At 52.7% G+C, this 22,984-nt stretch carries 21 protein-coding genes and 3 pseudogenes; 11 read left to right on the forward strand and 13 right to left on the reverse strand.

The window, feature by feature from the left end:
- Positions 1–91 precede the first annotated feature (91 nt).
- Positions 92–826: a helix-turn-helix domain-containing protein gene (locus KU306_RS16915; RefSeq protein ID WP_258303469.1), complete on the reverse strand. Its 735-nt coding sequence runs from the start codon at positions 824–826 to the stop codon at positions 92–94.
- Positions 827–1,122: 296 nt separating this feature from the next.
- On the opposite strand from KU306_RS16915, the gene KU306_RS16920 reads away from it, so the two are divergent.
- The 4 genes from KU306_RS16920 to KU306_RS16935 all read left to right on the forward strand — a co-directional run bounded on the left by KU306_RS16920 (position 1,123) and on the right by KU306_RS16935 (position 3,541).
- Complete coding sequence (locus tag KU306_RS16920; RefSeq protein ID WP_258303470.1) at positions 1,123–1,581, forward strand: HXXEE domain-containing protein; 459 nt, start codon at positions 1,123–1,125, stop codon at positions 1,579–1,581.
- Entirely contained in the window at positions 1,578–2,057 is a 480-nt protein-coding gene (locus KU306_RS16925; protein ID WP_258303471.1) for a hypothetical protein, read from the forward strand. Before KU306_RS16920 ends, KU306_RS16925 begins: the two co-directional genes overlap by 4 nt.
- Positions 2,058–2,312: 255 nt before the next feature.
- A complete protein-coding gene (locus KU306_RS16930; RefSeq protein ID WP_258303473.1) occupies positions 2,313–2,996 on the forward strand; it encodes a cyclase family protein in 684 nt (227 codons plus the stop codon).
- 332 nt (positions 2,997–3,328) lie between these two features.
- On the forward strand, positions 3,329–3,541 hold the full coding sequence (locus tag KU306_RS16935; protein ID WP_258303474.1) for a hypothetical protein: 213 nt from the start codon (positions 3,329–3,331) through the stop codon (positions 3,539–3,541).
- A 148-nt stretch (positions 3,542–3,689) separates the two neighbouring features.
- On the opposite strand, the gene KU306_RS16940 is transcribed toward KU306_RS16935, so the two are convergent.
- Together KU306_RS16940 and KU306_RS16945 are read right to left on the reverse strand one after the other, a co-directional pair.
- Positions 3,690–4,475 carry a CPBP family intramembrane glutamic endopeptidase gene (locus tag KU306_RS16940; RefSeq protein ID WP_258303475.1) on the reverse strand — a complete coding sequence of 262 codons (786 nt, stop codon included), beginning with the start codon at positions 4,473–4,475 and terminating at the stop codon, positions 3,690–3,692.
- Positions 4,476–4,625: 150 nt separating this feature from the next.
- Positions 4,626–5,555, reverse strand: a complete 930-nt coding sequence (locus tag KU306_RS16945) for a DUF7351 domain-containing protein (protein WP_258303476.1) — start codon at positions 5,553–5,555, stop codon at positions 4,626–4,628.
- An 873-nt stretch (positions 5,556–6,428) separates the two neighbouring features.
- On the opposite strand from KU306_RS16945, the gene KU306_RS16950 reads away from it, so the two are divergent.
- A complete protein-coding gene (locus KU306_RS16950; RefSeq protein ID WP_258303478.1) occupies positions 6,429–6,596 on the forward strand; it encodes a site-specific DNA-methyltransferase in 168 nt (55 codons plus the stop codon).
- 50 nt (positions 6,597–6,646) lie between these two features.
- On the opposite strand, the gene KU306_RS16955 is transcribed toward KU306_RS16950, so the two are convergent.
- Positions 6,647–7,429: a helix-turn-helix transcriptional regulator gene (locus KU306_RS16955; RefSeq protein WP_258303479.1), complete on the reverse strand. Its 783-nt coding sequence runs from the start codon at positions 7,427–7,429 to the stop codon at positions 6,647–6,649.
- 304 nt (positions 7,430–7,733) lie between these two features.
- Positions 7,734–8,615, reverse strand: coding sequence for a twin-arginine translocation signal domain-containing protein (locus tag KU306_RS16960; protein ID WP_258303480.1), 882 nt, complete (start codon positions 8,613–8,615; stop codon positions 7,734–7,736).
- A gap of 133 nt (positions 8,616–8,748) precedes the next feature.
- On the opposite strand from KU306_RS16960, the pseudogene KU306_RS19145 reads away from it, so the two are divergent.
- Both KU306_RS19145 and KU306_RS16965 read left to right on the forward strand, forming a co-directional pair.
- A pseudogene (locus tag KU306_RS19145) lies at positions 8,749–8,934 on the forward strand (DUF8054 domain-containing protein); the annotation flags it as partial.
- A 96-nt stretch (positions 8,935–9,030) separates the two neighbouring features.
- Positions 9,031–9,549 (forward strand): DUF8054 domain-containing protein, encoded by a 519-nt coding sequence (locus KU306_RS16965; protein ID WP_258303481.1) that lies wholly within the window; start codon positions 9,031–9,033, stop codon positions 9,547–9,549.
- Positions 9,550–9,575: 26 nt separating this feature from the next.
- On the opposite strand, the gene KU306_RS16970 is transcribed toward KU306_RS16965, so the two are convergent.
- The 4 genes and pseudogenes from KU306_RS16970 to KU306_RS16985 all read right to left on the reverse strand — a co-directional run.
- Positions 9,576–9,767: a helix-turn-helix transcriptional regulator gene (locus KU306_RS16970; RefSeq protein ID WP_258303482.1), complete on the reverse strand. Its 192-nt coding sequence runs from the start codon at positions 9,765–9,767 to the stop codon at positions 9,576–9,578.
- A 1,297-nt stretch (positions 9,768–11,064) separates the two neighbouring features.
- Positions 11,065–11,151: pseudogene (locus tag KU306_RS16975) on the reverse strand (IS6 family transposase); the annotation flags it as partial.
- A gap of 43 nt (positions 11,152–11,194) precedes the next feature.
- A complete protein-coding gene (locus KU306_RS16980; protein ID WP_258303483.1) occupies positions 11,195–11,650 on the reverse strand; it encodes a DUF8159 domain-containing protein in 456 nt (151 codons plus the stop codon).
- Between the two features lie 93 nt (positions 11,651–11,743).
- Positions 11,744–11,944: pseudogene (locus KU306_RS16985) on the reverse strand (IS6 family transposase); the annotation flags it as partial.
- Between the two features lie 61 nt (positions 11,945–12,005).
- Here KU306_RS16985 and KU306_RS16990 point away from each other — a divergent pair.
- Positions 12,006–13,607, forward strand: coding sequence for a transposase (locus tag KU306_RS16990; RefSeq protein ID WP_258303484.1), 1,602 nt, complete (start codon positions 12,006–12,008; stop codon positions 13,605–13,607).
- A gap of 373 nt (positions 13,608–13,980) precedes the next feature.
- Here KU306_RS16990 and KU306_RS16995 read toward each other — a convergent pair whose 3' ends face one another.
- On the reverse strand, positions 13,981–15,657 hold the full coding sequence (locus KU306_RS16995) for a transposase (protein ID WP_258303485.1): 1,677 nt from the start codon (positions 15,655–15,657) through the stop codon (positions 13,981–13,983).
- Positions 15,658–16,200: 543 nt separating this feature from the next.
- On the opposite strand from KU306_RS16995, the gene KU306_RS17000 reads away from it, so the two are divergent.
- The gene (locus KU306_RS17000; protein ID WP_258303486.1) at positions 16,201–17,739 is read left to right on the forward strand and encodes a TrkH family potassium uptake protein; all 1,539 of its coding nucleotides are present in this window, start codon (positions 16,201–16,203) and stop codon (positions 17,737–17,739) included.
- A 210-nt stretch (positions 17,740–17,949) separates the two neighbouring features.
- Here the strand turns inward: KU306_RS17000 and KU306_RS17005 are convergent, their stop codons facing one another.
- From KU306_RS17005 to KU306_RS17010, 3 genes are read right to left on the reverse strand one after another with little or no spacing between them, the layout of a single operon-like run.
- Complete coding sequence (locus tag KU306_RS17005; protein ID WP_258303487.1) at positions 17,950–18,372, reverse strand: universal stress protein; 423 nt, start codon at positions 18,370–18,372, stop codon at positions 17,950–17,952.
- A 7-nt stretch (positions 18,373–18,379) separates the two neighbouring features.
- Positions 18,380–18,529: a zinc-ribbon domain-containing protein gene (locus KU306_RS19010; protein WP_343218139.1), complete on the reverse strand. Its 150-nt coding sequence runs from the start codon at positions 18,527–18,529 to the stop codon at positions 18,380–18,382.
- Between the two features lie 11 nt (positions 18,530–18,540).
- Complete coding sequence (locus tag KU306_RS17010) at positions 18,541–19,320, reverse strand: Lrp/AsnC family transcriptional regulator (protein ID WP_258303488.1); 780 nt, start codon at positions 19,318–19,320, stop codon at positions 18,541–18,543.
- A 521-nt stretch (positions 19,321–19,841) separates the two neighbouring features.
- Here KU306_RS17010 and KU306_RS17015 point away from each other — a divergent pair.
- Together KU306_RS17015 and KU306_RS17020 are read left to right on the forward strand one after the other, a co-directional pair.
- Positions 19,842–20,318, forward strand: coding sequence for a universal stress protein (locus KU306_RS17015; protein ID WP_258303489.1), 477 nt, complete (start codon positions 19,842–19,844; stop codon positions 20,316–20,318).
- Positions 20,315–22,558, forward strand: a complete 2,244-nt coding sequence (locus tag KU306_RS17020) for an amino acid permease (protein WP_258303490.1) — start codon at positions 20,315–20,317, stop codon at positions 22,556–22,558. Before KU306_RS17015 ends, KU306_RS17020 begins: the two co-directional genes overlap by 4 nt.
- The last annotated feature ends 426 nt before the right edge of the window (positions 22,559–22,984 follow it).

A 22,984-nucleotide genomic window follows, 5' to 3' on the forward strand; every position in this document is an offset into this window, starting at 1 on the left:
GATAAGCAAGGCGAGTGCCTCGGGGCTTGACCCCGAGGCAATTCACGTCTCTTGAGTGCCTGACTTGGTCATTGGGGTTTCGATAATGGCCTCATCTGACGAGTGCAGAGAAAACACGTTGTTCGATTTTCCGGAGGTGCTCGCTCACAGTCGTGGTTGCAACACCGAGTTTGGTAGCAATCTTCTCATGAGTTGTTCCTCTCGGTGTTTCGTAGTATCCCTCCTCAACTGCAACAGTTAGTACCTCCATCTGCCGCGAAGTCAGTAGCGATATTATATCACTCTCTCTTGGCTTGCGCTCTCCCTTTCTGAGGAGGGTTAGTTCAATATCTGATGGGATTTTCGAGATAACACGCTGAAGCGTTTGTTCTTCTCCACTTAGAGTGATCTTGAGTCCCCTCTCAGTATGCGTTATCGGTGTCTCAAACACGATTCCATGCGTCCGGGCAAGAGAGAAAAAGTCACGAATTGGCTCGATCGGGCGACCGTGGATGTACACAAGTCCATCTTCACTCTCTGGCACATCACAGGAGATGACCTCTTCGTGGTCCATGAGGTACGTTCTTACTTTGTCGAGGTCCCCCCGAAGATGGTATAAGAGGACAATCGTCCCATCTTCGAGAATGGTAACGTAGTGAAGTGACTCACGGACTATCGACGGGTCCGCTGCGAGTAACTGATTCGCCGGATGAAATCCGCCTTCGACTGTGATCTCCAGCGTAACCGACTTCATGAGAATAACCCTATTGCTAAGAATATATAAATGAGCCTCTCTCAAAGAGGCAACGCCGATATGCAAATTCCAGTCGAACGATAATTTGCTCATGAGAAGACAAAGCCTCGTTTGGCACCAGTTGCGGATGGAACGGTTGATGAGAGCAGTATTCGGTCGGTCTGTGATCAGCAATACGAGCGGAGGGATTTGAGATGGGTGTTCGAATCAATGATTCCGAGAGTTTGGTCTCAGCGTTGCGTACCAGAGAAGCGATTCTCCCGGGAGTGATGACGCTGATTTTGGTTGCAATTTTTACGTATCTCTCTCCAGGGGTGTCACTGATTGTTACGTTTGTCCCTGCGATTGTTCTCGCGTATGTGTGTTACTTATTAACGAGTTTTCAGCAAATGCCTGAACCGAGTCGTGTACTCCCTGTTTACTTGGTAGCATTTGGTGTCCAGTTCTTACACTTCGCAGAGGAGTTCACGACTGAGTTCTACACCCGCTGGCCAGTTGAGGTATTCAACGCGGCACCGTTCGAACTCTCCACATTCGTTCAGATCAACATGGTCTCGTATGCTGCGTTCGCTCTCGGTGCGATTGCCATCTACCGTGGTATCAAGGGCCCTATGCTCATCGTCTGGTTTTTCACGCTCATGGGGGTCATCGGGAATGGAATTCTACACCCCATTTATCCAATTCTCGCAACCGGTGAGTTCGGCTACTTCCCCGGACTCTATACATCAATCACCTATCTAATTCTAGGGCCGCTTCTGTTTTCCCGCCTGTGGGAAGTTCGAAGAGATAGTGGCGGTGGTACTGAACTTGACGCTGAAATCAGTAACAAATCGGGGAGTGACCAATGAGGTACGGCAAGTGGGTGACAGCTGGTGTTGCAGGAAGCATCGGCATCTTCTTTGCGAACCTCATCAGCCAGCTTCTGTTCTTTCAGCTGGGGAATGATATCTTATTCCACTCCGAACAGCAGAGCGACAAGTTAATCGCCGTCATGACTCAGATGGAACCGCTGCCCGTGATGGAAACAGACCCAGGAGTATACATGACTATCTCGTTATTTATCGGTGCGCTCCATGGCGGGGTTTTCGCGTACATACGCGATTCGCTCCCAGAAAATACTATCAAGAGCGGGTTTGCCTATGGTGGAATTCTCTGGGTGTTGATGGCCCTCTACTTCGAGTTTCATGTACCGTTCAATATGTTCGGTGAACCGCTCCCGCTTCTGGGGCTGGAACTGTTCTTTTGGGTCTTCGTAGTCAGTGTCGAGGGTGTGGTAATTAGCACTCTCTATGATCGGTTTAGTAATTCGGAGCTGTTCTACTGATGGCAGACGAACTGAGTCTGGCGTATCGAATCGGAGGCGACAACGAGTGTAAACATACGCAACTGTCCTATCTCGGCCAGATGGGCTTCACAGCAATGTATGAGTGTGACAGTTGTGGTGCCGTCCTTACGACCAGTGAATAGCACTCGAAATCCCTGCTGTCTTTCAGCGACCGCGATACTGTAGAAACAATGAACCGTAACACGATGAAACGCAAAGGAGGGTTAGTATCAAATGTCAAATAAGGTAAACAGTGTGAAGTTCGTCGACCTGAGCCACACGTTCGAGGACGGGATGCCCGGATTCCGTCAGAAGAATGATGACGGGACACACACGGAGTATACTGCAGAAGTATACCCGTTTTTCACACACGAGAAGTCTCGGGAGAAGTACGAAGGCAAAGCTGCGTTCGAGGTTACCGAAATGCGGTTCCAGACGTCCATGGGGACGTATCTCGATTCACCGTATCATCGACACCCGGAGGGTCGTGACATTAGTGAGCTTGAAATCAGTGAACTGGTACTCCCTGGGACGGTCGTCGATGCTCGAGGGCTTGCTGGCGACGAAGAATTGACTGTCGAAGCACTTCCCCAGGAGTCTGACCTCGCAGGTACCGCCGTCCTGTTCAATTTTGGATGGGACGAAAACTGGGGCACAGAGCAGTATCGATCATACCCATACATTTCTGAGTCCGTCATCGAGAAATTAATCGACGCAGATGTTTCTCTGGTGGGTGTAGACACGTTAAACGCCGACAACCACGATAACCCTGCCCGCCCGGTCCACACTCGACTCCTTGACGAGGATATCTTCATCGTCGAAAATCTCTGTAATCTCGATTCGCTTATCGGTGAGTCATTCCAATTTTTTGCTGTCCCAATCAAAGCCAAAGACACTGCTGCAATGCCTATTCGTGCGTTTGCCCAACTTGACCAGTGATACAGGAAAACAAAGTTGCTTCTCGACAATCAACTGTTCAAGCAGCATAGAACGGATCCGGCGGATGTATGCCTTCACGGAGCCGGTTCGAGAGACACAGTGTTTCTTATTGGTTAATTCGGGGGCTGGTTTCTGCGTCCCTGCTAATTAGAGAGCACAAGTCGGCCACTCGCCGGCCATCGTCTATGCCACTGCAGAAACCCGCATCTACTGACCCTGGGTAGGTCCACTCCATCATCCATAGTTCACGAGGTGAAGCTGGCTTCTGAAAACCCGCTCACAGAATAGTCGTTCAGATAATCGTTTTCTCATCGCCCACGATATTTGAGTGTATGTCTAGAAATATTCAGGGTGGCAGCTCCACTGATACTGAGGAGAAGAACCAATTAGATCCCGTATTCATGGGAGTCGGGATGTTTCTCGGTTCGGCACTCGGATTGGCCGTTGGATTGGCCATCGACATGCCAGCTATTTGGGCTGGCACAGGTCTGATGCTGGGGCTGCTGAGTGGAATTACTCTTGGGGTCTGGAAAGCGGACAAATGAGATTCGCCACGCGAAGAGGCGTGTGACAACTGGTTTCGCCCTCCCAATCCCGGCCTGATCGCTGAGGTTTCCACACACTTTCCATTCAGAGGCAGCGAGAGGATATTCGCCTGACCCTCAGTGTGGGCATCGGCTTCTGAGTGGCAGACTAGAGCAGAGAGAACACCGCGGCAAGTGGTGCCCGTTGTACGCCGATAACGACGAAAAGGGTAAGGAGATTATATCCTGCGTGAATCATTACTGGAATCGTGAGGTTCTGGGTTCGAGCGTAAGCTACACCGAGAACGGTGGAGAGCACCACGAGTACGAAAACAACGACAACCGCTGCCATCAGACTGCTAGCCGTGAGGAGAATGCCAAGACCGTGGACCGGTACGAAGAGTATCGTCGCGACGGCAATGCCGACCGCTGGGCTCGCAGCGTCTGCGACGTACTGTTGCACGACGCCGCGGAAAAAGAGCTCCTCTATGGGTGGGGCAACGAGTACTGTTAGTCCTAACAGAACGGCGACCGCCGCCGCGTTCATCTCTTCGGGCGCCGAGAGCGTGCCAGCGACACCGACGTATCCCTGACGGACCGCGAGCTGTCGGAGCGCTTCGATGGCTAGGACCGTGGCGACCGCAGGGATGACGAGTCGAAGTTCCCTGCGTGACGGTCTGCGAATCTCGACGAATCGCCAGCCGGTGACACCCCCGAGGAACCCCAACGCGACGACTGCGAATCCCGACTGCGTCGTTACGAGGTCGAGTACGCTGACGAAGTCCGTTGGCAAGCCGCCGGTGGTTGCCGCGACGCCGAACCCGAGAGCGATGGCGAAAGCGAGACCTACAACGACACTTCCCGTGACGAGGCCTACTGAAACTGCAATACGCTTCGCTATCGAACTCATTCCGCTATTCTCAGTTGCTCCTGGTACTGTTGACGTGTTTGCCATCACGGGAACTGTATCGCATGTATCGAAAAGTGTTATCTGAACGACCATTCTGTGAACGAATTTTCAGAAGCTAGCTTCACAAACACGAGATTGCAGTCCGGTACGAGTTGTTTCGGTAGAAAGACGCCATTCGCACAAGGATAAGAGGCATTACTCGACAGATCGGGTCGAACTGACGACGTTGTGATCGCTATCGAACGTAACGTTGATGACCTCGTCTTCCACAGCGAACGTGATTTCGACTCGAAGGGGGTCTTTTTCGACTACAGTCACCGATTCGTCGGCTCCGACAGTCACTTCGTTCCACTCCCGAACGAGCGGTGGCTCGAGCCCACTATCGATTAAGAACCGGCGTACCTCGTCCGTTGTCAGGGCAACAGAAGACAGGTCCGAGTAGTAGTAGTTGTTGCAAACGCTACATTTCAGGCTACTGATTACGCCACTGACAGACAGTGAATCGAGACGTTCGTTCAGGTCGGTGACGAGCTTGGTCTCCATAGTGCCGTCACATGCCGGGCAGATGCCTTGTCTCGCGAGTCGTAGCTCGCTATAGAACGATCGAAAGGCGGCCTGGAGAGCGTCGTCGTCGGTTCGGTTGGTAAACCCACCTGGTGAGAACGGGATCACTGCGTATCCCGTGGCACACTCTCCACATGTGAACACCAAGGTGTTGTCATTTCGATACGTTGCCCGTACCGTCCCACCACACGAGAGACAGTCATCGACGTCGATGTCCTTGTGTATTTCTCTCTCTGTGAACGTCCCTGAGACGATCAGCCGGTATAGTTTCATTCCGTGGTTGGGAAGCCAGTAGCCATCGTCAGACTTTGCAACGAACGAGCCGACCAGTTTGTCGAGGTGGTAGTTGAACTGACCGCTGTCAGTTAAACCGACTGCTTCCATCAGTTCCGAGAAGCGTAGTTTTTGTTGCTGATGGTGGTGCTTGTCCCAAGCCTTTCCGAGTTCGACTATTATCTCCATTCGGGTTTGTTCGCCGAGAATGGAAGTTGCCTCCTCCATAGAGATTGATTCGAATCCACGGATGTCATCGAGCACTTCGGGGCTTTGTTCCTCGGCCATTACTCGTCTCAAGGAGTGTCCGAGCAATAAAATCCCTGTAGCAGCGTATCGGTCGGTCGAGGCGAGCACTCAGAGGGTCTGCTCGAGACTGTTTCTCGCTGTAGCGCTTTTCTCTCGGTCCTTCGTCTGAAACCGCGCGTTTTCGCCGTCCAAACCCTGGAGTTGAACTGCTGATTCACGCGTCCTCACCCGGGAGTAACCCGCTCGCCGTGTGTTGGGGTAATTCTGAATGTGAGATTTTCATTACTCACTGATCATCTCATAGTATTCTAACACTTTGGCTTATGGGGGAGTGGTCTACACACAACGCCGATTAGTAAGTTCTGGGAGCTTGAGACCAACATCTGCTTAAATCTTATGTTGCTATATGGAAACAGAGCCGGGGAAGTTCACAGTTTCGGAGGATGGGTTCTGTTGCGTGCCTTATTTTCACGTCAATTGAGTTTGATTAGGCTCTCGTCTATAGGTTTTCGAATTTAGTATGGTGAGAGGCTTTGGAAAGATTTTCTGAGTGATATAAAATACAAATCGACAGACTGCTCCTATTTCGCAGCTACGAGCGAAGAATAGAAGGCACGCAACACTTCCATCCTTCGAGGTTGTGGAACTTGCAGAAGAACACAGCCTCTCGGACGACCACCTGTGGGCGTGTCGTTCAGTGGGCCTCGGAGATGCGGGGCTCTCAGCACGAACTCAATCGGACACCGGACGCAACAGTGATTCTGTCGAAACCCTGTTCGCAGAAGCACGAGAAGCACTCGGTTCCTACACCCGTGAATTCACGATGGCTCAGAAGAGTCCGGTCGCGACCGAAACGACGTGCGACTGTGAGGCCGACAAACACGCGCTTCGGGGATTGTCCTCGACCCATTCATGGGGTCTGGTACAACCGGGTCAGCAGAAGTCCTCTCAGACCGGCGCTGGGCGGGCATCGAACTCAATGGTGACTACGCCTCAGAAGCCCGGGTCAGAATCGACGAATCTCGTCGTGAAGCACCGTACATCCCCGACGAAGACCAAGAAACACTCTTGGGTTCCTGATGAACAATTTATCAAGGAACAGTCGCCCCTCAAAAGGGGAGCAGATATTGTCAGCTTTGACTACCCATCTTAATAGAATCGTATCGCTGATTAACCCAATCAAATAGCTGATTTGTCCCATCTGAGACTACGATACTACTCATATGCATTTTCTCGTTGTACGTGATCAGTGATGCATTGTCTGAAAGCAAGCAGACACCGTACATCGGTGGTTTAGTAGCAGTGACCACCCTGTGTTTTTCTGGTTCTTTGAGTGAATTGATTACTGATTGTTCAACAGTTCTAAACGCACTTTTTGTACTTATAAGCTCAAGTTCTTCGAGCGACTCCCGATTAATGAGTGTTGAGAGCAACTGTGGATTCAATGACGGCGTGTAGATTTTGATCATATCACTATTCATAATAAGATTTATTAAGGTATTGAGCGCTGAAAAAGGATCTCTTTGGCTGCTGACGCTTATTCTGTTATTTTCTATTTCCTCAGGGGTAAGGCCAATATCTTTTGGAAGGCTTGAGAAAACAGATTTAATTTGTCTCACTTTTCTCAATTCGTCAAACACTAAGTCAAGCAGTCTCTTCAACCGACTGCCAGCAGGAGTAATCCGGTACTGGTTCGCCGCAGTATCTTCATCGACCCAACCGCGTTTCACTAATTTGCGAATGTTTCGACGGAGAGTCGTCCGATGTGAGTCGACAGCTTTTTCTAGCTCGTTGATATTGCGGGCGCACTGTTCCAGTGCAGCGAGAATATGATACCTGGTCGGAGAACTAGTAAAGAATTGGAGCGTATCGTACTGTTTTTCTTTTTGTGATTTTTTTGATGGAGGGACCAATTTATCTCACCTATCTGTTATTCAAAACGTATAAACTATCTTCAACATAAACTTGTTGATTGTTATACAGTTTGACCAGTTTGAGGAACGAGACAAGTTATTAGTGAATTCCCTAGCAGACCCGCCCAACAAGCCCTCTACAACAGATTAAGAAAAATTGGGAAAACAAGCAAACGGCGAGATCCACGAGAGCAAGGCTCTCGTGTAGTCCACCAGAACGCGGAGCGTTCTAGGGAGGCTCGCCAGGGCGTTCACCGCTCAGTCCACGCAACCAGTTTTCAAGCAACTATATGCTGGGGCCTAGTTAGCCGAGGCAGATACCGAATGCTTCTGCACACTTCACGCCACCGATTCCAACACAGACACCCTGTAAACAGGCAGCACAAGCAACTGCACCAACCCCGGTCGGGGCACCAGCGCACGTTGATGAACACGCCACACACCCTGCCCCCGATGCGAGACATTCCCCAAGGGCTAAGCCGCACGACTTATCCTGCATTCGAACCCGTGGGGTCAGAGTCGCACTCTTTTGATTGATATCGACATCCGTACCCAGTTCGTCGCTGGTACTGTCGAATTCTTCCTCAAAGGTTAGGTCGAATGACTGAGCTGACTCGTTGCTCTTCGTAATGAGGAAGTCGTCGATATCAGATCCTGTAGCAACCATCGCTTCGTCGTCAATATCGGCTATTTCTCCGACAATTTCACGCTCTTGATTCGTTGCGGACCTCCGGAAGACCACATCGCCTTCTTTCTCGAGGAGTACAGGATTACTTCCACTCGGCAAGTCCTGATATTTCTCCGGCAACTCATTCTGGAGCGTACGGTTAAGGTTGCTCCCGAAGTGGAACTGGGTACTTTCTTGATCGTTGACTTCTGCATAGATGATTTCCCCAAACTTCACAGGGATCGTCACCAGTTCCAGCTCTGATTTAGAATCGCCCAGCTGCTTGACCTGGTACTTCGCTTCACCTGGTTCTGGATCGTTAAGCTCGTTGAGAATGGATCGAACGCCGGGCGAACGGAGAGCGCGCTTGAGGTCCGAATCAGACGCTTGCTTTGCTGTGGCGACCTGTGATCCCAGTGCCCCAACTGCGACACCAGATGTGCCAACAGTCTTGACAAAACTACGTCTGTTTAGTCGATTCTTCTTCCCTTGCGACTCGTCTTTATTGTGTTCTGACATGCTGCAATTGAAAATCAGACGGTTTGAACATCAATGTATTCCCTAACAAAAAAGCACCCCCTGTAAGATGTGCAAATATTAGTCGCTGAGCAGGCCATGCATTAATGTTGGACCAACCAGTTGTGATAACATAATGTCATTCCAGCGGCTCCGACAGCCGGAATACACCGGAAAAAATCGTTGTACTCCCTGCACAATTGTTAATACTGGAATAGCAGCAATCATAAGTGGCTTCTCAGCGACCATTTCGCCGGTCCTCGGACCAATTGTGTTTCTCGCTTCTATGCATACTATCTACCTGCGTGGGTATCTCGTACCGGGTACTCCAAAGCTCACTAAGCAATACTTTCCGGACCGGGTCCTCCGTTGGTTCGACAAGAGTACAACGAGACAATCGGCTGGCACCGAGGTCAAAGTGAATCCAGAAGCTGTATTACTAGAGTGCAATGCTGTCAAACCTACTGAGAACGGGGACGATCTCGTACTCTCTTCAAGTTTCGAACAATCATGGCGCAGTGGCATGCAGTCCATCACAGATCCCAGTATTGATTTAATCATAAACACAATAGGAGGGGCCGATGACCAAGTGAACTTTCAGCAGAATGGTGAGTCAGCTATAGCTCATAAAAATGGGGAAGTGGTTGGTCAGTGGGATTCTACTGTGGCAATGACTGCTGACGTAGCTGCTGCGAATGAACTTGTACAGCGGTTACCTAGCTGGGAAACAATGAACTTCGCCGAAAGAGCGAGAATATTAATGAGTCTTCGTATTTTCCTTGAGAAATGTCCTATTTGTGAGGGGGATATACGACTTGAAGAGGACGTGGTTGAGTCGTGCTGCCGATCATACGACGTCATTGCAACATCGTGTGCGTCATGTGAATCGCAACTCTTCGAAATCGAGTGGAACAAAAAACTCGAAGAGGCTGCTTAGTTCTTCAGGTTGGTATCACCCCGCAGTCAATCGTGTATAAATAAGTCTCCTACTGAACAGTTGAAATATTCGGCAAGCTCAAATGCAAGGCTGAGTGAGGGATCATAACGTCCTGTTTCGATTGCATTAATTGTTTGCCTGGTGACTCCGACCTCTTTAGCAAGCTTTTCCTGTGTGAGGTCTTGCTTGGCACGATATACCTTCAATTCGTTATTCATTGTTCACTTGTACCGGTAATAGACGTACAGGAGTATGTAGATTGACGTGCCAGCGGCGAAATAGATCATGGAGATGTGCTCTCTGGGTACAATTTGAAACACACTGTCAAGCCCAATGAATGTTATAAACACCCAGAACGAGTTAAGACCAACCCGTCCGAGCAGGTCAGCGGTCCGTTCATCACCTAATACCTTTCCATCTCGACTTGAAGCGACTGCTCGGTAGCCGAATGCGCCAAGTATGACAGCCGGGACCAGTAGTCCAAGGTAACTTATTGAAGGCAAGTCGTAAACTTGGGAACTAACAATGCCTCCCACCCCGAGTAGCACGACTCCAAACAACATTAGATAACCGTACCGTCTCTGGCGTCTGATGTTAGCAGTAGGTTCACTCATGCTATTACCTGTTTCTCTTCATTTTAGGATTGTATGAGTACACGTCTACTTGCGCAGCGGAGTCATGTCTTAACGACATTATGTCGTGCTTCCTTTCCATATTGTATGCAATGGATTACATTCACTTAATTGTTTTGCCATTAATTATACAGTGTTCAGACACAGACTAGAGAAAATAGTCGAGGAGCTGGTCTGAATTGTCGGAAGACACCCATCACGCCCACCGCAAAGGACTCAGTTTGACCAGAGGTGACTGCATCTTCGTCAATGGCCGCGAGTGGCCGCTCACGGTTACTGGGCGTCACAAGCGACAGCAGGTCTCCGAAATGGAAGTGCCGTGGTGAATCAAAGTATTTCGACGTGGTCGAACTTGAGGCAAACGGCACGGTCTACCATTTGCTCTGTCTCGATGGGTTGGATTCGGAGCCGACGATGTACCGAGAGAGTGAGTGGAGCGACGACAAAACGGACAAGATCGGCCTTTCCCCAGTTTACTCCGGAGGTGGCGAGCGGATTAAGTCGATAGAAGTACGTTGGGCTGACGCTAACGACATCAAAAAACATACTCCCCCCCCTACCATTTTGGTAGAGGGTTTTCTGTTTCCTCTAGCAGATGTCCCGGTGGCCGCGGTCATCACCCCAGGTGCCATCCCGTCGGATGGCCTAAAGTTGTCGACTGGGTTTATGTGGTCGGTGCAGCCTCCAATTCAGCCCACGATGGGTCTGGTCGGTTTCGCACCTCCGCTCTGCCGGTGTCCCCGATAGTCCGCATTCTTGGAGTTACCCTCCTCAGCGGCGGGTCAGGCTGGATGAACCAACTGCCAGAGAGGATGTCAACCATCCAAGTCTACTTTTTTCTTTTTTAGTATTACAATTGTCTATTTTCTCTGGGAGGCACTGTCTAGTTAGTAACCTTCTCAACCGGAGTTCGTCCGTCGAGCGCTTGATGCGGTCGTTGGAAGTTATAGTAGTGCGCAAATTGATTCATCTCACCCCGGATAATTGTCGTATTTTCCAAGAAAAAGGACACGTTAGTTGTCTGTCCTTAGTCTCTCAAAATCTTCCGTAAACGTAACTGTCTCATCAATCTTCGAAGAATATTCATCTGCACTCATTTCGTCGTTGTGAAAGGAGTAGGCCCACTCAGAATCGATTTTCATATTCATCAACCCAACGTAATCTAGAGTGTAACAGGTCGAATCGAGAACCGAAAATGAAGCATCTGGGTGCAATGCTACGGACCATGCCGAAGCTACACTGATGATTTCATTACTAATGGATTCCTGTGTAATATTCCGTGGGAACCAATCTGCAAAAATTACATCAGAACCATTCTTTGGAGTTACGTGGTCTAAATTCACATCCTCTGATTTAATCAATGACTCCAACTCATTCATTGTTGCCTCGTCGGGGTCTTGACCACCACAGCCTGCAAGTCCTGCAATAACACCAGTGGATACTGTTGACAGATACTGTCGCCTGTTCATAGAAGAAGTATCAATTATTCTGTCTTATAATTTTATAGGAACTGTCTAGTTAACCTCCTGAACTGGCGGTCGTCCGTCAAGCGATTGGTGCGGTTACTGAAAGTTATAGTAATGAATGAACATTGCAATCTACTAGCAGGCGCTCAGTCGACTGCCCACCCATGAATTGTGGAAACGGTCGACTCGAATTTTCAACGTGTGAAGCCAGTTTTCAATTAGGTTTCGCTCTGTGTAGTCGACCCGACCGTTCACTCCTAATTGAGAGAAGGTAGTCCGATAGCCAGCACTGTCTAGATACCGGCTTGAACTATCGCTTGTCAAGGTATTGATGAGGAGCGTTGAAAATATCGGTCGTATGGAAGCCCATGCTGCTCGAATGACCGATGCTTTTCTTGTTGGTCTCGACCTTCGGGAACATCTCCGGTTCGGCAAGTCACTACTTGAAGCGTTCGAAGAACTTGAAATTCGGGTCAATACGCTTGAAGATGGCTATTCTGACTGGCACCCAACATCGTATCCGTTTCAAGGGATACTCAAATTCTTCTTCTACCGCGAAGTCACCGGAGATAGCTATCGGGAACTCTCAAAGCACCAAGAACTCGCCTCAGCGTGTGGTCTCGACCGTATTCCTGATGTGTCGGTCTTGTCGAGAACGTGGCGTAATCGCTTCGATGCCGCCACTCGTGAGTTTGTCAAACGAGGCGCACACCTGCTCGTCAAAAATATCCACGATTTTGGCCCATCTGTTGCCGAAGTACGTCCTAAGCACGAAGTTATTGATTCGGAAGAACGTGGCTCAGAGAAGTCTGGAAGTGGAGAGAAACAAGAAGCCACATTCAATGATAAACAGATATTTCGAACGACTCGTCTTGCGCGTAAACACTGCTTCACACCATTCGACTCTGGCAGAGCAGAGAACTCGTCGTACGATGACTCTCGGTTCTTTGAGTTGCAGACGTTCATGGGGATGGTCGAGTGTGGAACTGCCCAAGGCGCAGCACGCTTTCAGTACCGACGTGGAAAGGAATACGGCCCGCATGGAGATACACACCTCCGATCAGTCAAGCAATTCGATCCCGAATCTCTCCTCGATGGCTTTGACACTGCCACTGACCAACTACTTTCAGTAACCGAGTCTAAAGTCTCATTTCGGCGGCCAGTGACCGTCGCACTTGACATTACCACAGTGCCCTACTTCGGTGATGTTGAAGGAATGTCAATGGTCAGCGGGACGAAAGACGGTGATGGACGTGCGTTCAAGTTTGCCACCCTCTCGATTGTTGGCCAGAACGTCCCGCTGGTCTTGGCTGTTGAACCGGTTCGAGAGAGTTCAGCGTGGGATGACAATCCGCCGAATCGAATTCATAGTGTTGTTCGGCGGCTGGTTCGCCAAGCGAAGGAACACGTCCCTATCGAGACGGTACTCTGTGACCGTGAATTCGACTCAATGAGGGTGTTTCAAACGCTCTCGAACCTTGGCGTGGACTACCTAATTCCAAAGCGAATCACCAGCTCAGAGCATAAGGCGATTGAGCAGATGGAGCAGGACGGCCAAGAAGTCGCTGTTGAGTCAGCGTCTGTCCACGTCGAACAGGGTTCGCACGCGATGGAGTTCTTGTACGTTCCCTCGACGAAAACAGATGGAACGACAGTATTCGCAACGAATGCTCGTGTTACACCAGAGGAAGCCGAAGCGTTCTGTCGGCGCTACAGCAGCCGCTGGCAGATCGAAAACGAGTACAAATCGATCAAACACGATTTCTTGGCGAAGACCTCCTCAAAGGATTATCGAGTTCGATTGTTCTACTTCGTGTTTGCGGTCCTCTTGTACAACATCTGGCGGCTCACTGACTTTCTGTTGAAAGCTGCTGCTGAGGGTGAGATGGACTACGCACCAGTCATTACTGCTGGAGAGTGTGTTGAGTTGGTCTCTTCAGCGCTGCTTCCACCTGACTAATTGGGTGGACACTCCGGCTTGCCCCTCGTGAGCGGTGGCACTATTCCTGGGCAGAATTTTTCGGATGATTTCTGACAATCACAGAGGATTAATTGGTTTGGACAAGTTTTCTAGCGCACTTCCCCGTAATCTAGACTAACTCAGTGGCAAATAAACGCTAAAATTCCCCATCCTCCGAAACTGTGGAAGTTGAGACTACAACGGGTATAGCAGGGCTGTAATGCGTGTATTTTGCCGATTGGGTCAGCGGAAACTACCTCAATTCTCTCTCCAAGCGGCCATTCTTGTCACACTTCCAATCGTAAGGCGAATTTTCGAGACATCCAACAGTGTAGCCACTCAGACTGCGCGCTAACCCAGACTGAGTGTCTCTCTAACCGATTCCAGTCTCCTTCTTTAGCAGCGTCAGTGTGTTATCTGCCGTCACCATCGGCGAGTGCTCATACTCACCGGTCAACGCGACCTGGACGAGCAAGTCGACGGCTCGCCAGATCGAGTACAGCAGGCACGCGAACGCGAAGTAGAAGAAACGAAGCCCGAAATTCTTCGACGTGGTAGCAGCCATGAACCGCTTTATCGATCTGTACCCGCTCTCGATTTCCCACCGATACCCGTACTCAGTGAGGTGCCCACTCCCACAATTCGTCATGAACACCGAGTACTGCCGGTGGTCGTCGTGCTCGGAGTCTTCTTTCCGTCGGTAGATCAGCGTCGTCTTGTGCCATTCGTTCCTTCCGAGGTGGAGCCCGCGGTCGGTCTCGTATCGATCCCGATCTCGTTGGAGCAATCGCTTGGCTTGGGCTTTCTCGCTCGTTTGCATTCGTTTGGGGACGACGTATGAGAGCCCACGTTGGCTGAGCATCTCCAAGACGTGCTGACTGTCGAACTCCCGATCCATCAGTACGTTATCGACGTGAACCATCTCCTCGGCAGAATCCAAGAGGTCCTCGACGATTTCTAAGCGGGACTCGCCCTTCCGAACTGGCCGCGTGTCAAGGACGATCGGGACGGCGTTGCCGACTAATTGGACGGTGGCCCACTGGTAGGCGTATTCGTCGGTCTTCTCTTTCGTCCCGATGATCTCAACCTCGTGGCCGGTCCTGTCGCCGGTGAAGGGATCGGCTTCGGTGATGTCGATTGCGACGATGCCAGCCCGAAAGAACTGCTCTGTCTCCGCGACCTCGTTCAGGAGCTTATTAACGGCCTGTTGGTACATCTCGCGGATCCCTGATACTGAAAGGTCACGAATGTGCTCTCGGTGGGCGTGGCCCAACGGCGTCCGATCCCGAGTCGATTCGTAGACGAAACTGCGAGCCCCTTCATTAGCAGCCAATCTCTCGCGAAGCCCCAGGTACGTCTGTAAATCCCAGTAGGCGTTCTCGTGGATCTCACAGCCCTCACCCCGATCCAGCGAGAATGCGGGGAAGACGATGCGACTGACGTGATCCGCAACCGTCGCTGCTTCATCGAGTATCGTTTGATCGTTTAGATCTGGTTCGTTATCCTCGTCACTGTGAGGCGAAAGACGACGTTCTGGCTCGCGTGGGACTTCGACATCCGCGTTCTGGGCTTTGATGAGGATGGTCCGCGCAGCTGTCTCGACTGTACTGCGAAGCTCGGCAGTGAACCGCTCGTGCCAACTTCGCCACAGCGTCGACTGGTTCGGGACACTTTCTAAGCCCAACTGTTCGCAGAGTGCTGGGAGACATTCGAGATACTCGATCAGCGCTGTTTCGTGATCCCACCCATGGCATTCTTTCAGGATGAAGACGCGAAAGAGCGCATTCATCTCGTAGTGAGTCGACCCTGCGTATCGATCATGCGCGTCGAATTCGAAATACGTCAGCGGAAGTGCGCAGATGAAGTTCTCGACTGACTCGTGGCGGTCGTGTCTGAACCAGGTCTGCGAGACGATCCTGATATCTGATTCTAAGCCGTCAAGCGAGCTTCGCTCGTACAGCGGCGTCGCATCGTACACTGGCCAATCAGCGTGTGGTCGGTTAGCAATCCGTTGAAAGACACTCCGGCGAGATTCACGAGTTGGTGCCACTACGAGACGCTGAACACGACTCGCTCAAAAACGCCTCTCTCTCAAGAGGCTATACTCACCGATGGAGTTCGAGATCAATTGATTGTCGCTGAGGACTGTTTTCAGGACAGCGTCAAAGCGCTACTCACCGCCGTAATCGTAGAGGTAACTGATACGGTTGTACTGATTGAAATCTAACTTTCGAGCCATATAGTCTTCCTTCCTGAGTCGTTCTCTACGAGATCTCAGAAAACATCACTAAATTGCTCCATACACATGCCGGTACTAAGACGTACAAAGAACTGTGTTTCTTCCCTCTCGTATCAATATACAAGGAATATCTATGAGATTTCACGTCCCGATATCGACGATTTACTCATCCATGGTTTGAGCACGGTAGTTCGTGTGGTCTTAGTATCGCTTGCTCACTGATGGCCGTTCGTAGTAGGTGCAGTGGAAGGAAACACCAATCTATGAGACGAATCGGTCGATGAGATGACCAATCACCGTATGTCGAAACCACAATATATCACCGTTCGATATTTCTACCATGAGTTGGTCCGGATGCTGAACACACACGTCGATTACAGGGTGAGTGTGGCCTACGTCGGCGCTGTGCTCAAGTATCTCGGAATCACACCGACGTTTCCACTGCTGTTGTCACTCTACTACAGGGAGGACCCGATCCCGTTCGTGGTGACGAGCGTCGTCATGGTCGGGAGTGGTTTTCTACTGGAACGGATCGACAGCGGTGGTGAACTAGGGAAGCGAGAGGCATTCCTCCTTGTGAGTTTGGCGTGGCTCGTCGTTCCCATCGCGGGGACCGTGCCGTATCTCGTTGCGGGTACTGGGACGGTTGCTCAGCCAGTCAACGCACTGTTCGAGAGCATGAGCGGTTTTACCACGACCGGAGCGACTGTTCTCGGTGATATCTCCGTCGACACGCATGGGCACGCGATGTTGATGTGGCGACAACTCACCCAGTGGCTCGGCGGAATGGGAATCCTTGTTTTGATGGTCGCGATACTCCCAGAGCTCTCTGTTGGGGGTGCCCAGGTGGTCAATCAGGAGTCCCCTGGGCTCGCTCTCGAAAAACTCACACCACGAATACGGGAAACTGCACGCGCACTCTGGGGGATATACGCGGCGTTCACTCTCTTGGCTGCCCTCGTGTATTACGCGCTCCACCTGTTCGGCCTGGCGCCGAACATGGATCTCTACAACGCAGTTGCCCACGCACTAACGACGCTACCCACCGGTGGGTTTTCACCAGAAGCGCGCAGTGTCGAAGCTTTCTCACCCGCTGTTCAGTGGGCGGTAATGGTCTTTATGATCATCGCAGGGACCAACTTCGCACTGTTCTGGTACGTCCTCAAGGGTGAACCTCGACGTCTCGTCGAGAACTCGGAATTTCGCTCGTATCTCTTCGCAATGGGGGGATTCGGCCTTCTCATCACGGCGACGCTCTTTGCGGGCGTCGGGCTCGCTCAGACACCCGCGAACGTCGGCGTGATTCCTGGCAACCCGGAGAACGCACTTCGACAGGGACTGTTTCAGGTGATTGCGATCGTGACGACGACGGGATACGCCAGTATGGATTTCAACACATGGGACGCGTCTGCACAGACGATCCTGCTGTTTGCGTTCTTTCTCGGCGGTTCCGCGGGATCGGCAGCCGGTTCGGTCAAAATCGTTCGCTGGGTGCTCGTCAAGAAAGCTATCGATCGATCGTTTTTCACGTCTATCCATCCCGAAGCGGTCAGACCGATCCGACTGGATCAGAAGGCGGTCGATGAAAACACTGTTCGCGACGTCTTCGTGTTCGTGTTACTCTTTTTAGGACTGTTTTCGGTCTCGACGATGTTCCTCTACCTCGATAGCTTTCGAACACCCGAGGTTACGATGTCCGGACTGGAAGCGATGAGTGTTGCCATCGCCACGCTCGGGAACATCGGCCCCGGATTCGGCATTGTCGGACCGATGAACAGCTTTCTTTCGTTCACGCCGGAGGCAAAGCTCTATATGATATTCCTCATGTGGATCGGCCGTCTCGAAGTGTTCTCTGTGCTTATTGTTCTTACACCGTCGTTCTGGCGACGCTAGCGTCGCGTAACCACCTTTCGCAGACTGTAGAAACGTACTCGTAGGTTGGGCTGTCGATCCCCACCGGTAGAGAGTGGTCTCGAATGCGGAGCCAGCTCCAAGACTGCCTCTCCCCGTCAGACACTCTTTTTTTACCACTCGTCGTTTCAACACGGATACGCAGTCTCGACGACACGCCGAAATCTACAACGCCCTCGTCGTCATTCGCGTTCACTCCTCTTGGTCGTCCGGGTCTGGCAAAGCGATGACTGGGCGGTTGGCCTCGCTAATCAGTTTGAGTGAACGGTCGCCAGCGAGGAACTGAACGATTCGAGAGCCACCGCGTGGCCGGAACATGATGGCGCTTACGTCCAGTTCGTCGGCCACTTCGATGATTCCGTCCACGACGTCGCGGCGGTAGTTCGTCGCGGTCTCGGCATTGGGGATGATCTTTTGGAACGCTGTAAACGCCTCGTCCGCGAGCTGCTCGGACTGATCGACAGGCGTCTTGTCCGGGACGCCTTCTCCCTTCTCAATGACGTGCAAGACCGTGACGCGGTCGGGAGCGTACGGTTCGAGCGCGAGGGCTGTCGCACGTGCATCCTCGGGGTTGGCGACGGGAACAAGAACGTGACTGGTGACGTGAGTTGTCATGGATTTATTACGTGAGTTGATACGTTACGATATCTGCCGCGCCACACTCGGGGCACTGTTCGGTGTCCTCTTCGAGAGTCGTGCCACAATTTCGGCATTCGTACAGGACAGTCTCTGAGCCGAACACGTGTCGGAGCAGCGTTCTCAGTGCAGGCATACTCTGTCATCTCACTGTGTATTTGGTTCCGACCGGGATTTGCGAAACGCCGACAGGGCAGCCGCGTCGCCACCGGCTCGTGAGAGGACGGTCACGATGTCGTCGGGTTGGACGACGGTGTCGCCGTGGGGAGTGAGTTCGAGATCATCTCGCTCGATGGCGATGACGAGCGTTTCCTCATCCAGAATGCCCTGCTGGGACGCCTCTTTGAGCGTGAGGTTTGCGATGGGAGCGTTGGCCTTGACCGTGACCTCTACCACGCTCGCGTTGCCGGTGAGACTGATGAAGTCGTTCGCTTCGGGTGTCTGCTCGCCGTCGTCGGGGTCGAACGGGCCGTATGGGGAGAACAGTTCCTCTTCGACGAGATCTTCGTCTTCGATGTGGATCCCGATGTCCGTGAGCCGCCGCGCGACCCGTCGGAGATCACTGGTGTTGTCGCCGACGGCGAGGACGTGAAGGTTGCGCCGACCGGTCATCAACGTCCGAACGTTGATCACACCCGGAATCGCCCGTGCTTCGTAGGCGAGTGCCTCACGATCGGTGACGGGGACGTCACAGAGGTAGAGGTTAGTGAGCTTGCCGCCGGCTAGCTCGAAATCGACCTGAGCGGTGTAGCCGCGGATGATTCCAGCATCCTCAAGTTTGTGGATGCGGTTCCGAATGGTTGCTCCGGAGACGCCGGCCTCTGCGGCGAGTGTGCTTGCGGACGTGTTACGGGCATCGTCCATGAGCGCGTGGAGAACGCGCCTGTCGATTTCGTCGAGTCGATGATCGGTGTTGTGGTAAAGCATGTGTGAACGAGCCTCATTTCGGTTTGCAAAACAAGATACTGAACACAATGATATAACGCTTCCCTATGGTGGGATTTTTTTTCAATATCGAATTTCACGCGCAGGTTCAGACGGAACTCAACACTGCCTCTGGACTGAACTGTGGAGCGATGCTGTTTGTCAAAAGTGACCGCGAGAACAGCGCTAAACCCGGAGTCGAAGCAGATTGAGTTTCACCGCTACATAGGGAGTTCCGCTGGCGTCCGACAGCCAGCCAAACGATAATATTTCTAAGTTAAAAATTATAGAGGCATATTTCTTCTAAGTCAAAAATTGAATGGGAGATTTTATAGTGTCTCAAAACTCTTTTTTCGATTATGAACGAGAAGAAAGCCGACTGGAATCCGTTCGGTAGACGCCGAGCGAGCGTCCTCTTACGTCGTCCCGATACAGGAGAGCGAGTCCCACGGCGGCCGATCGCCCGAGAGTATCAGCCGAGTCAGCACTCGTGTGTATCGACGATCAGTGGAGATGGCTGACGAATGTCTCTCCTCAATCACGTCGTCGTTCCAGTCGCCGACGAAACGGACGCAACCGTGACCGCAACTGCCCTGACCCCACATATGAGTGATATTCGACGCATCACTGTGGTGCATGTCATCCAAAAGGGGGGCGGAGTAGTCGACAAAGCACCAATGGAGAAACGGCAGGCAGACGCGAGAGAGTTCCTCTCGGCTGTCGAATCACGACTCGGCGACGAGGTAGTGGTCGAACGTCGACTCGAATTCGGGACGAACGTCGCCGAGACGATCATCAATGTCGCGCTCAACGTCAGTGCAACAGCGATTGCCTTCCGTCCTCGCGGGGGCAACCGTCTCGCCCGATTACTCTCGGGCGATACCGCGGCTCGGCTCGTGACCGCTCCTGAACTCCCAGTCGTTTCACTCCATGCGGTAGATGAGGCTCACTTGTCACCGCACGATCGCAAGCGGGCAGGCGGGACGGAGGTCGGTGAATGAGCGACGAAGAACTCGCGAAGGACCTCGGACTGCTCTCGGCGTTGACCATCGGGATCGGGACGATGATCGGCGCGGGGATCTTCGTGCTGCCAGGTGTGGCAGCCAGTACGGCCGGTCCAGTCGTCGTGATCTCGTTCGTGATTGGCGGGCTCATCGCGATGGTGAACGCGCTGTCGGTCTCTGAACTCGGGACGGCCATGCCGAAAGCCGGCGGTGGCTACTACTACGTCAACCGGGCCCTCGGTCCCCTGTTTGGTTCCATCGCAGGCCTCGGCGACTGGATGGGGCTGGCGTTCGCGAGCGCGTTCTACAGCATCGGCTTCGGGCAGTATCTCGCGACTCTGATTCCGATGCCCGGGGTCCTGTTCCTCACCGACATTCAGGTCGGTGCGCTCGTCGCTGGTGCCGTCTTCGTGGGCGTCAACTACATCGGTGCCAAGGAGACTGGTGGGGTACAGACGGTCATCGTCACGATACTGCTGGCAATCCTGACCCTGTTCGCAGTCCAGGGCTGGCTGTCGTTCGACTTGGCGACACTCCTCGGCGACGGTGGGGCAGCGCCGTTCGGCTACGGTGCGATCCTTCCGGGGACGGCACTGGTCTTCGTTTCGTTCCTCGGATACGCGAAGATTGCCACAGTCGCTGAGGAACTGAAGAACCCCGGGCGGAATCTCCCACTGGCTATTATCGGCAGCGTCGTCATCGTGACCGTCCTCTATGCGATCTTGGTGAGCATCATGCTCGGGGTGGTGCCATGGGCGGACCTGAGCCAGAGTGCCCCGCTCACACAAGCGACGCAAGTCGCGTTCCCCGGCGGTCTTGCGGGAGTCGCCGTCACGATTGTAACGCTTGGCGCGCTGCTCGCAACGGCGTCGAGCGCGAACGCGTCGATCCTCGCGTCAGCGCGGATTAACTTCGCGATGGGCCGTGACCGAATCGTCACCAACTGGCTCAACGAGATCCACCCTTCGTACGCGACGCCGTACCGGTCGATACTCGTCACGGGTGCGATGATCGTCGTCTTCATCGCACTCCTGGGCCAAGATATCGAGGTTCTCGCGAAGGCGGCGAGCGTCCTGCATCTGGTCGTCTATGCACTGATGAACGCCGCACTCATCGTATTCCGGGAAACCGATCCTGACTACGACCCCGCGTTCCGGGTGCCGTTATATCCGATCACACCCATCCTCGGGATGATACTCTCACTCGGCTTACTGGCGTTCGTTGGCCAGCGTGAACTGCTCCTGTCTGCCGCCTTTGTCGTGGCGGCGCTGGTGTGGTACTTCGCGTACGCACGCCGTCGGGCCGATAGACAGGGACTCCTCGGCCGACACATCCTGAACCGCGGGGAGGAGCTACCCTTCCCCGTCGTCGACGCAGCTGCAACCGTCGCACCGAATGGTTCGGGAGCGGACACGGACGTTCCGACGACGATGGTCGCACTCTCGAACCCCCGGACCGAACACTCGCTCGTCGCATTGGCAGCGGCGCTCGCGAAACACGACGACGGACGGCTCCTCGCAACCCACGTTATTCAGGTGCCGGACCAGACGTCGCTGGCGGCAGCCGCCGATCGGCGCGAGCGCATTTCAGAGACCTCGGAGGAACTACTGGCTGATGCCCGAGCCGACGCCGAAGAGCTCGGGGTCCCCGTCGAGACACGGACGATTCTCTCGCATCAGGGCATTGGCGAGGTGTTCGATGCGGCTCGCGCTCACGATGTCGACCGGCTCATCATGGGTCATCAGGGAACGCGTCTCGCGGGAAGCCGTGCCGAAGGGGCACTCGACGAGTTGATTCACGATCTACCCTGTGACGTGCTCGTCCTCGACGAACGGGGATTCGATCCGAGCGAGATCCTCCTCCCGACTGCGGGCGGCCACTCCTCTGACCTGTCTGCGGAAGTCGCCCGGGCACTACAGGAGACAGCCGACGCGAACGTCTCTGTCCTCCACGTGGCCGATGATCTGGGGAAGGGCCAGGAGTTCTTGGAGAACTGGGTTGCCGAGCACGGCCTGGACGAGGTCGACCTCTTGGTAGAGACGGGTGATGTCGAAACCGCGATCGGAGCGGAGGCGGCTGGTCGGACGCTGGTCATCGTCGGAGCCACAGAGCGGGGGCTACTCTCACGAATCGTCGGGGGATCGCTGAATCTGTCCATCCTGGACGAGCTCGACACGACCGTGTTACTCGCCGAACGGCCGCATTCTCGCTCGATTCGAGAACGACTGTTCGGGTGAGTTCTCCTCCCACTCGAAAGTTGTAACATACTATAAAACAGTCGTCTGAACGTGTCTGAGAGAGATAACAGTGACTGAGAATACCTCCCGATGGCCAGGATACATCATGCTGGCTGGGCTGTTTTGTATTATCACAAGTATACTCGCTCGTGTTATTGTACGCTCTACGCCACTTCTCGACGAGGTCTCAACTGGGGTGGGTTACCTCGGTCTCTTCTTGATTTTTGTCGGGTTCTTCATCCAGATATTATCAGAAGAGTAATATTCGTGCCATCGAGGTGCAGGAGTTGAGAGTAGTAGTCGTACTCAATGATCTTTGAGCCGTAGGCCAAGTAAGAGAAATTGCCAAAAAAGATCTGAGAGGCGTATGCATTAAGAAAGCCAGTCTCAACTATTGAGAGCCGGGCCTGTGAAATTGCTTTGATT

Source organism: Haloferax larsenii (genome assembly GCF_024730625.1).
GTDB classification, from domain to species: Archaea; Halobacteriota; Halobacteria; order Halobacteriales; family Haloferacaceae; genus Haloferax; species Haloferax larsenii.

What these genes read in the sequence shown, in the direction of transcription:
- KU306_RS16915 (WP_258303469.1), bottom strand. Translation starts at nt 826, where the DNA reads ATGAGCAAATTATCGTTCGACTGGAATTTGCATATCGGCGTTGCCTCT.
- KU306_RS16920 (WP_258303470.1), top strand. Translation starts at nt 1,123, where the DNA reads ATGCCTGAACCGAGTCGTGTACTCCCTGTTTACTTGGTAGCATTTGGT.
- KU306_RS16925 (WP_258303471.1), top strand. Translation starts at nt 1,578, where the DNA reads ATGAGGTACGGCAAGTGGGTGACAGCTGGTGTTGCAGGAAGCATCGGC.
- KU306_RS16935 (WP_258303474.1), top strand. Translation starts at nt 3,329, where the DNA reads ATGTCTAGAAATATTCAGGGTGGCAGCTCCACTGATACTGAGGAGAAG.
- KU306_RS16940 (WP_258303475.1), bottom strand. Translation starts at nt 4,475, where the DNA reads ATGGCAAACACGTCAACAGTACCAGGAGCAACTGAGAATAGCGGAATG.
- KU306_RS16945 (WP_258303476.1), bottom strand. Translation starts at nt 5,555, where the DNA reads ATGGCCGAGGAACAAAGCCCCGAAGTGCTCGATGACATCCGTGGATTC.
- KU306_RS16950 (WP_258303478.1), top strand. Translation starts at nt 6,429, where the DNA reads ATGGGGTCTGGTACAACCGGGTCAGCAGAAGTCCTCTCAGACCGGCGC.
- KU306_RS16960 (WP_258303480.1), bottom strand. Translation starts at nt 8,615, where the DNA reads ATGTCAGAACACAATAAAGACGAGTCGCAAGGGAAGAAGAATCGACTA.
- KU306_RS16970 (WP_258303482.1), bottom strand. Translation starts at nt 9,767, where the DNA reads ATGAATAACGAATTGAAGGTATATCGTGCCAAGCAAGACCTCACACAG.
- KU306_RS16980 (WP_258303483.1), bottom strand. Translation starts at nt 11,650, where the DNA reads ATGAACAGGCGACAGTATCTGTCAACAGTATCCACTGGTGTTATTGCA.
- KU306_RS16990 (WP_258303484.1), top strand. Translation starts at nt 12,006, where the DNA reads ATGGAAGCCCATGCTGCTCGAATGACCGATGCTTTTCTTGTTGGTCTC.
- KU306_RS17000 (WP_258303486.1), top strand. Translation starts at nt 16,201, where the DNA reads ATGCTGAACACACACGTCGATTACAGGGTGAGTGTGGCCTACGTCGGC.
- KU306_RS17005 (WP_258303487.1), bottom strand. Translation starts at nt 18,372, where the DNA reads ATGACAACTCACGTCACCAGTCACGTTCTTGTTCCCGTCGCCAACCCC.
- KU306_RS19010 (WP_343218139.1), bottom strand. Translation starts at nt 18,529, where the DNA reads ATGCCTGCACTGAGAACGCTGCTCCGACACGTGTTCGGCTCAGAGACT.
- KU306_RS17010 (WP_258303488.1), bottom strand. Translation starts at nt 19,320, where the DNA reads ATGCTTTACCACAACACCGATCATCGACTCGACGAAATCGACAGGCGC.
- KU306_RS17015 (WP_258303489.1), top strand. Translation starts at nt 19,842, where the DNA reads ATGTCTCTCCTCAATCACGTCGTCGTTCCAGTCGCCGACGAAACGGAC.
- KU306_RS17020 (WP_258303490.1), top strand. Translation starts at nt 20,315, where the DNA reads ATGAGCGACGAAGAACTCGCGAAGGACCTCGGACTGCTCTCGGCGTTG.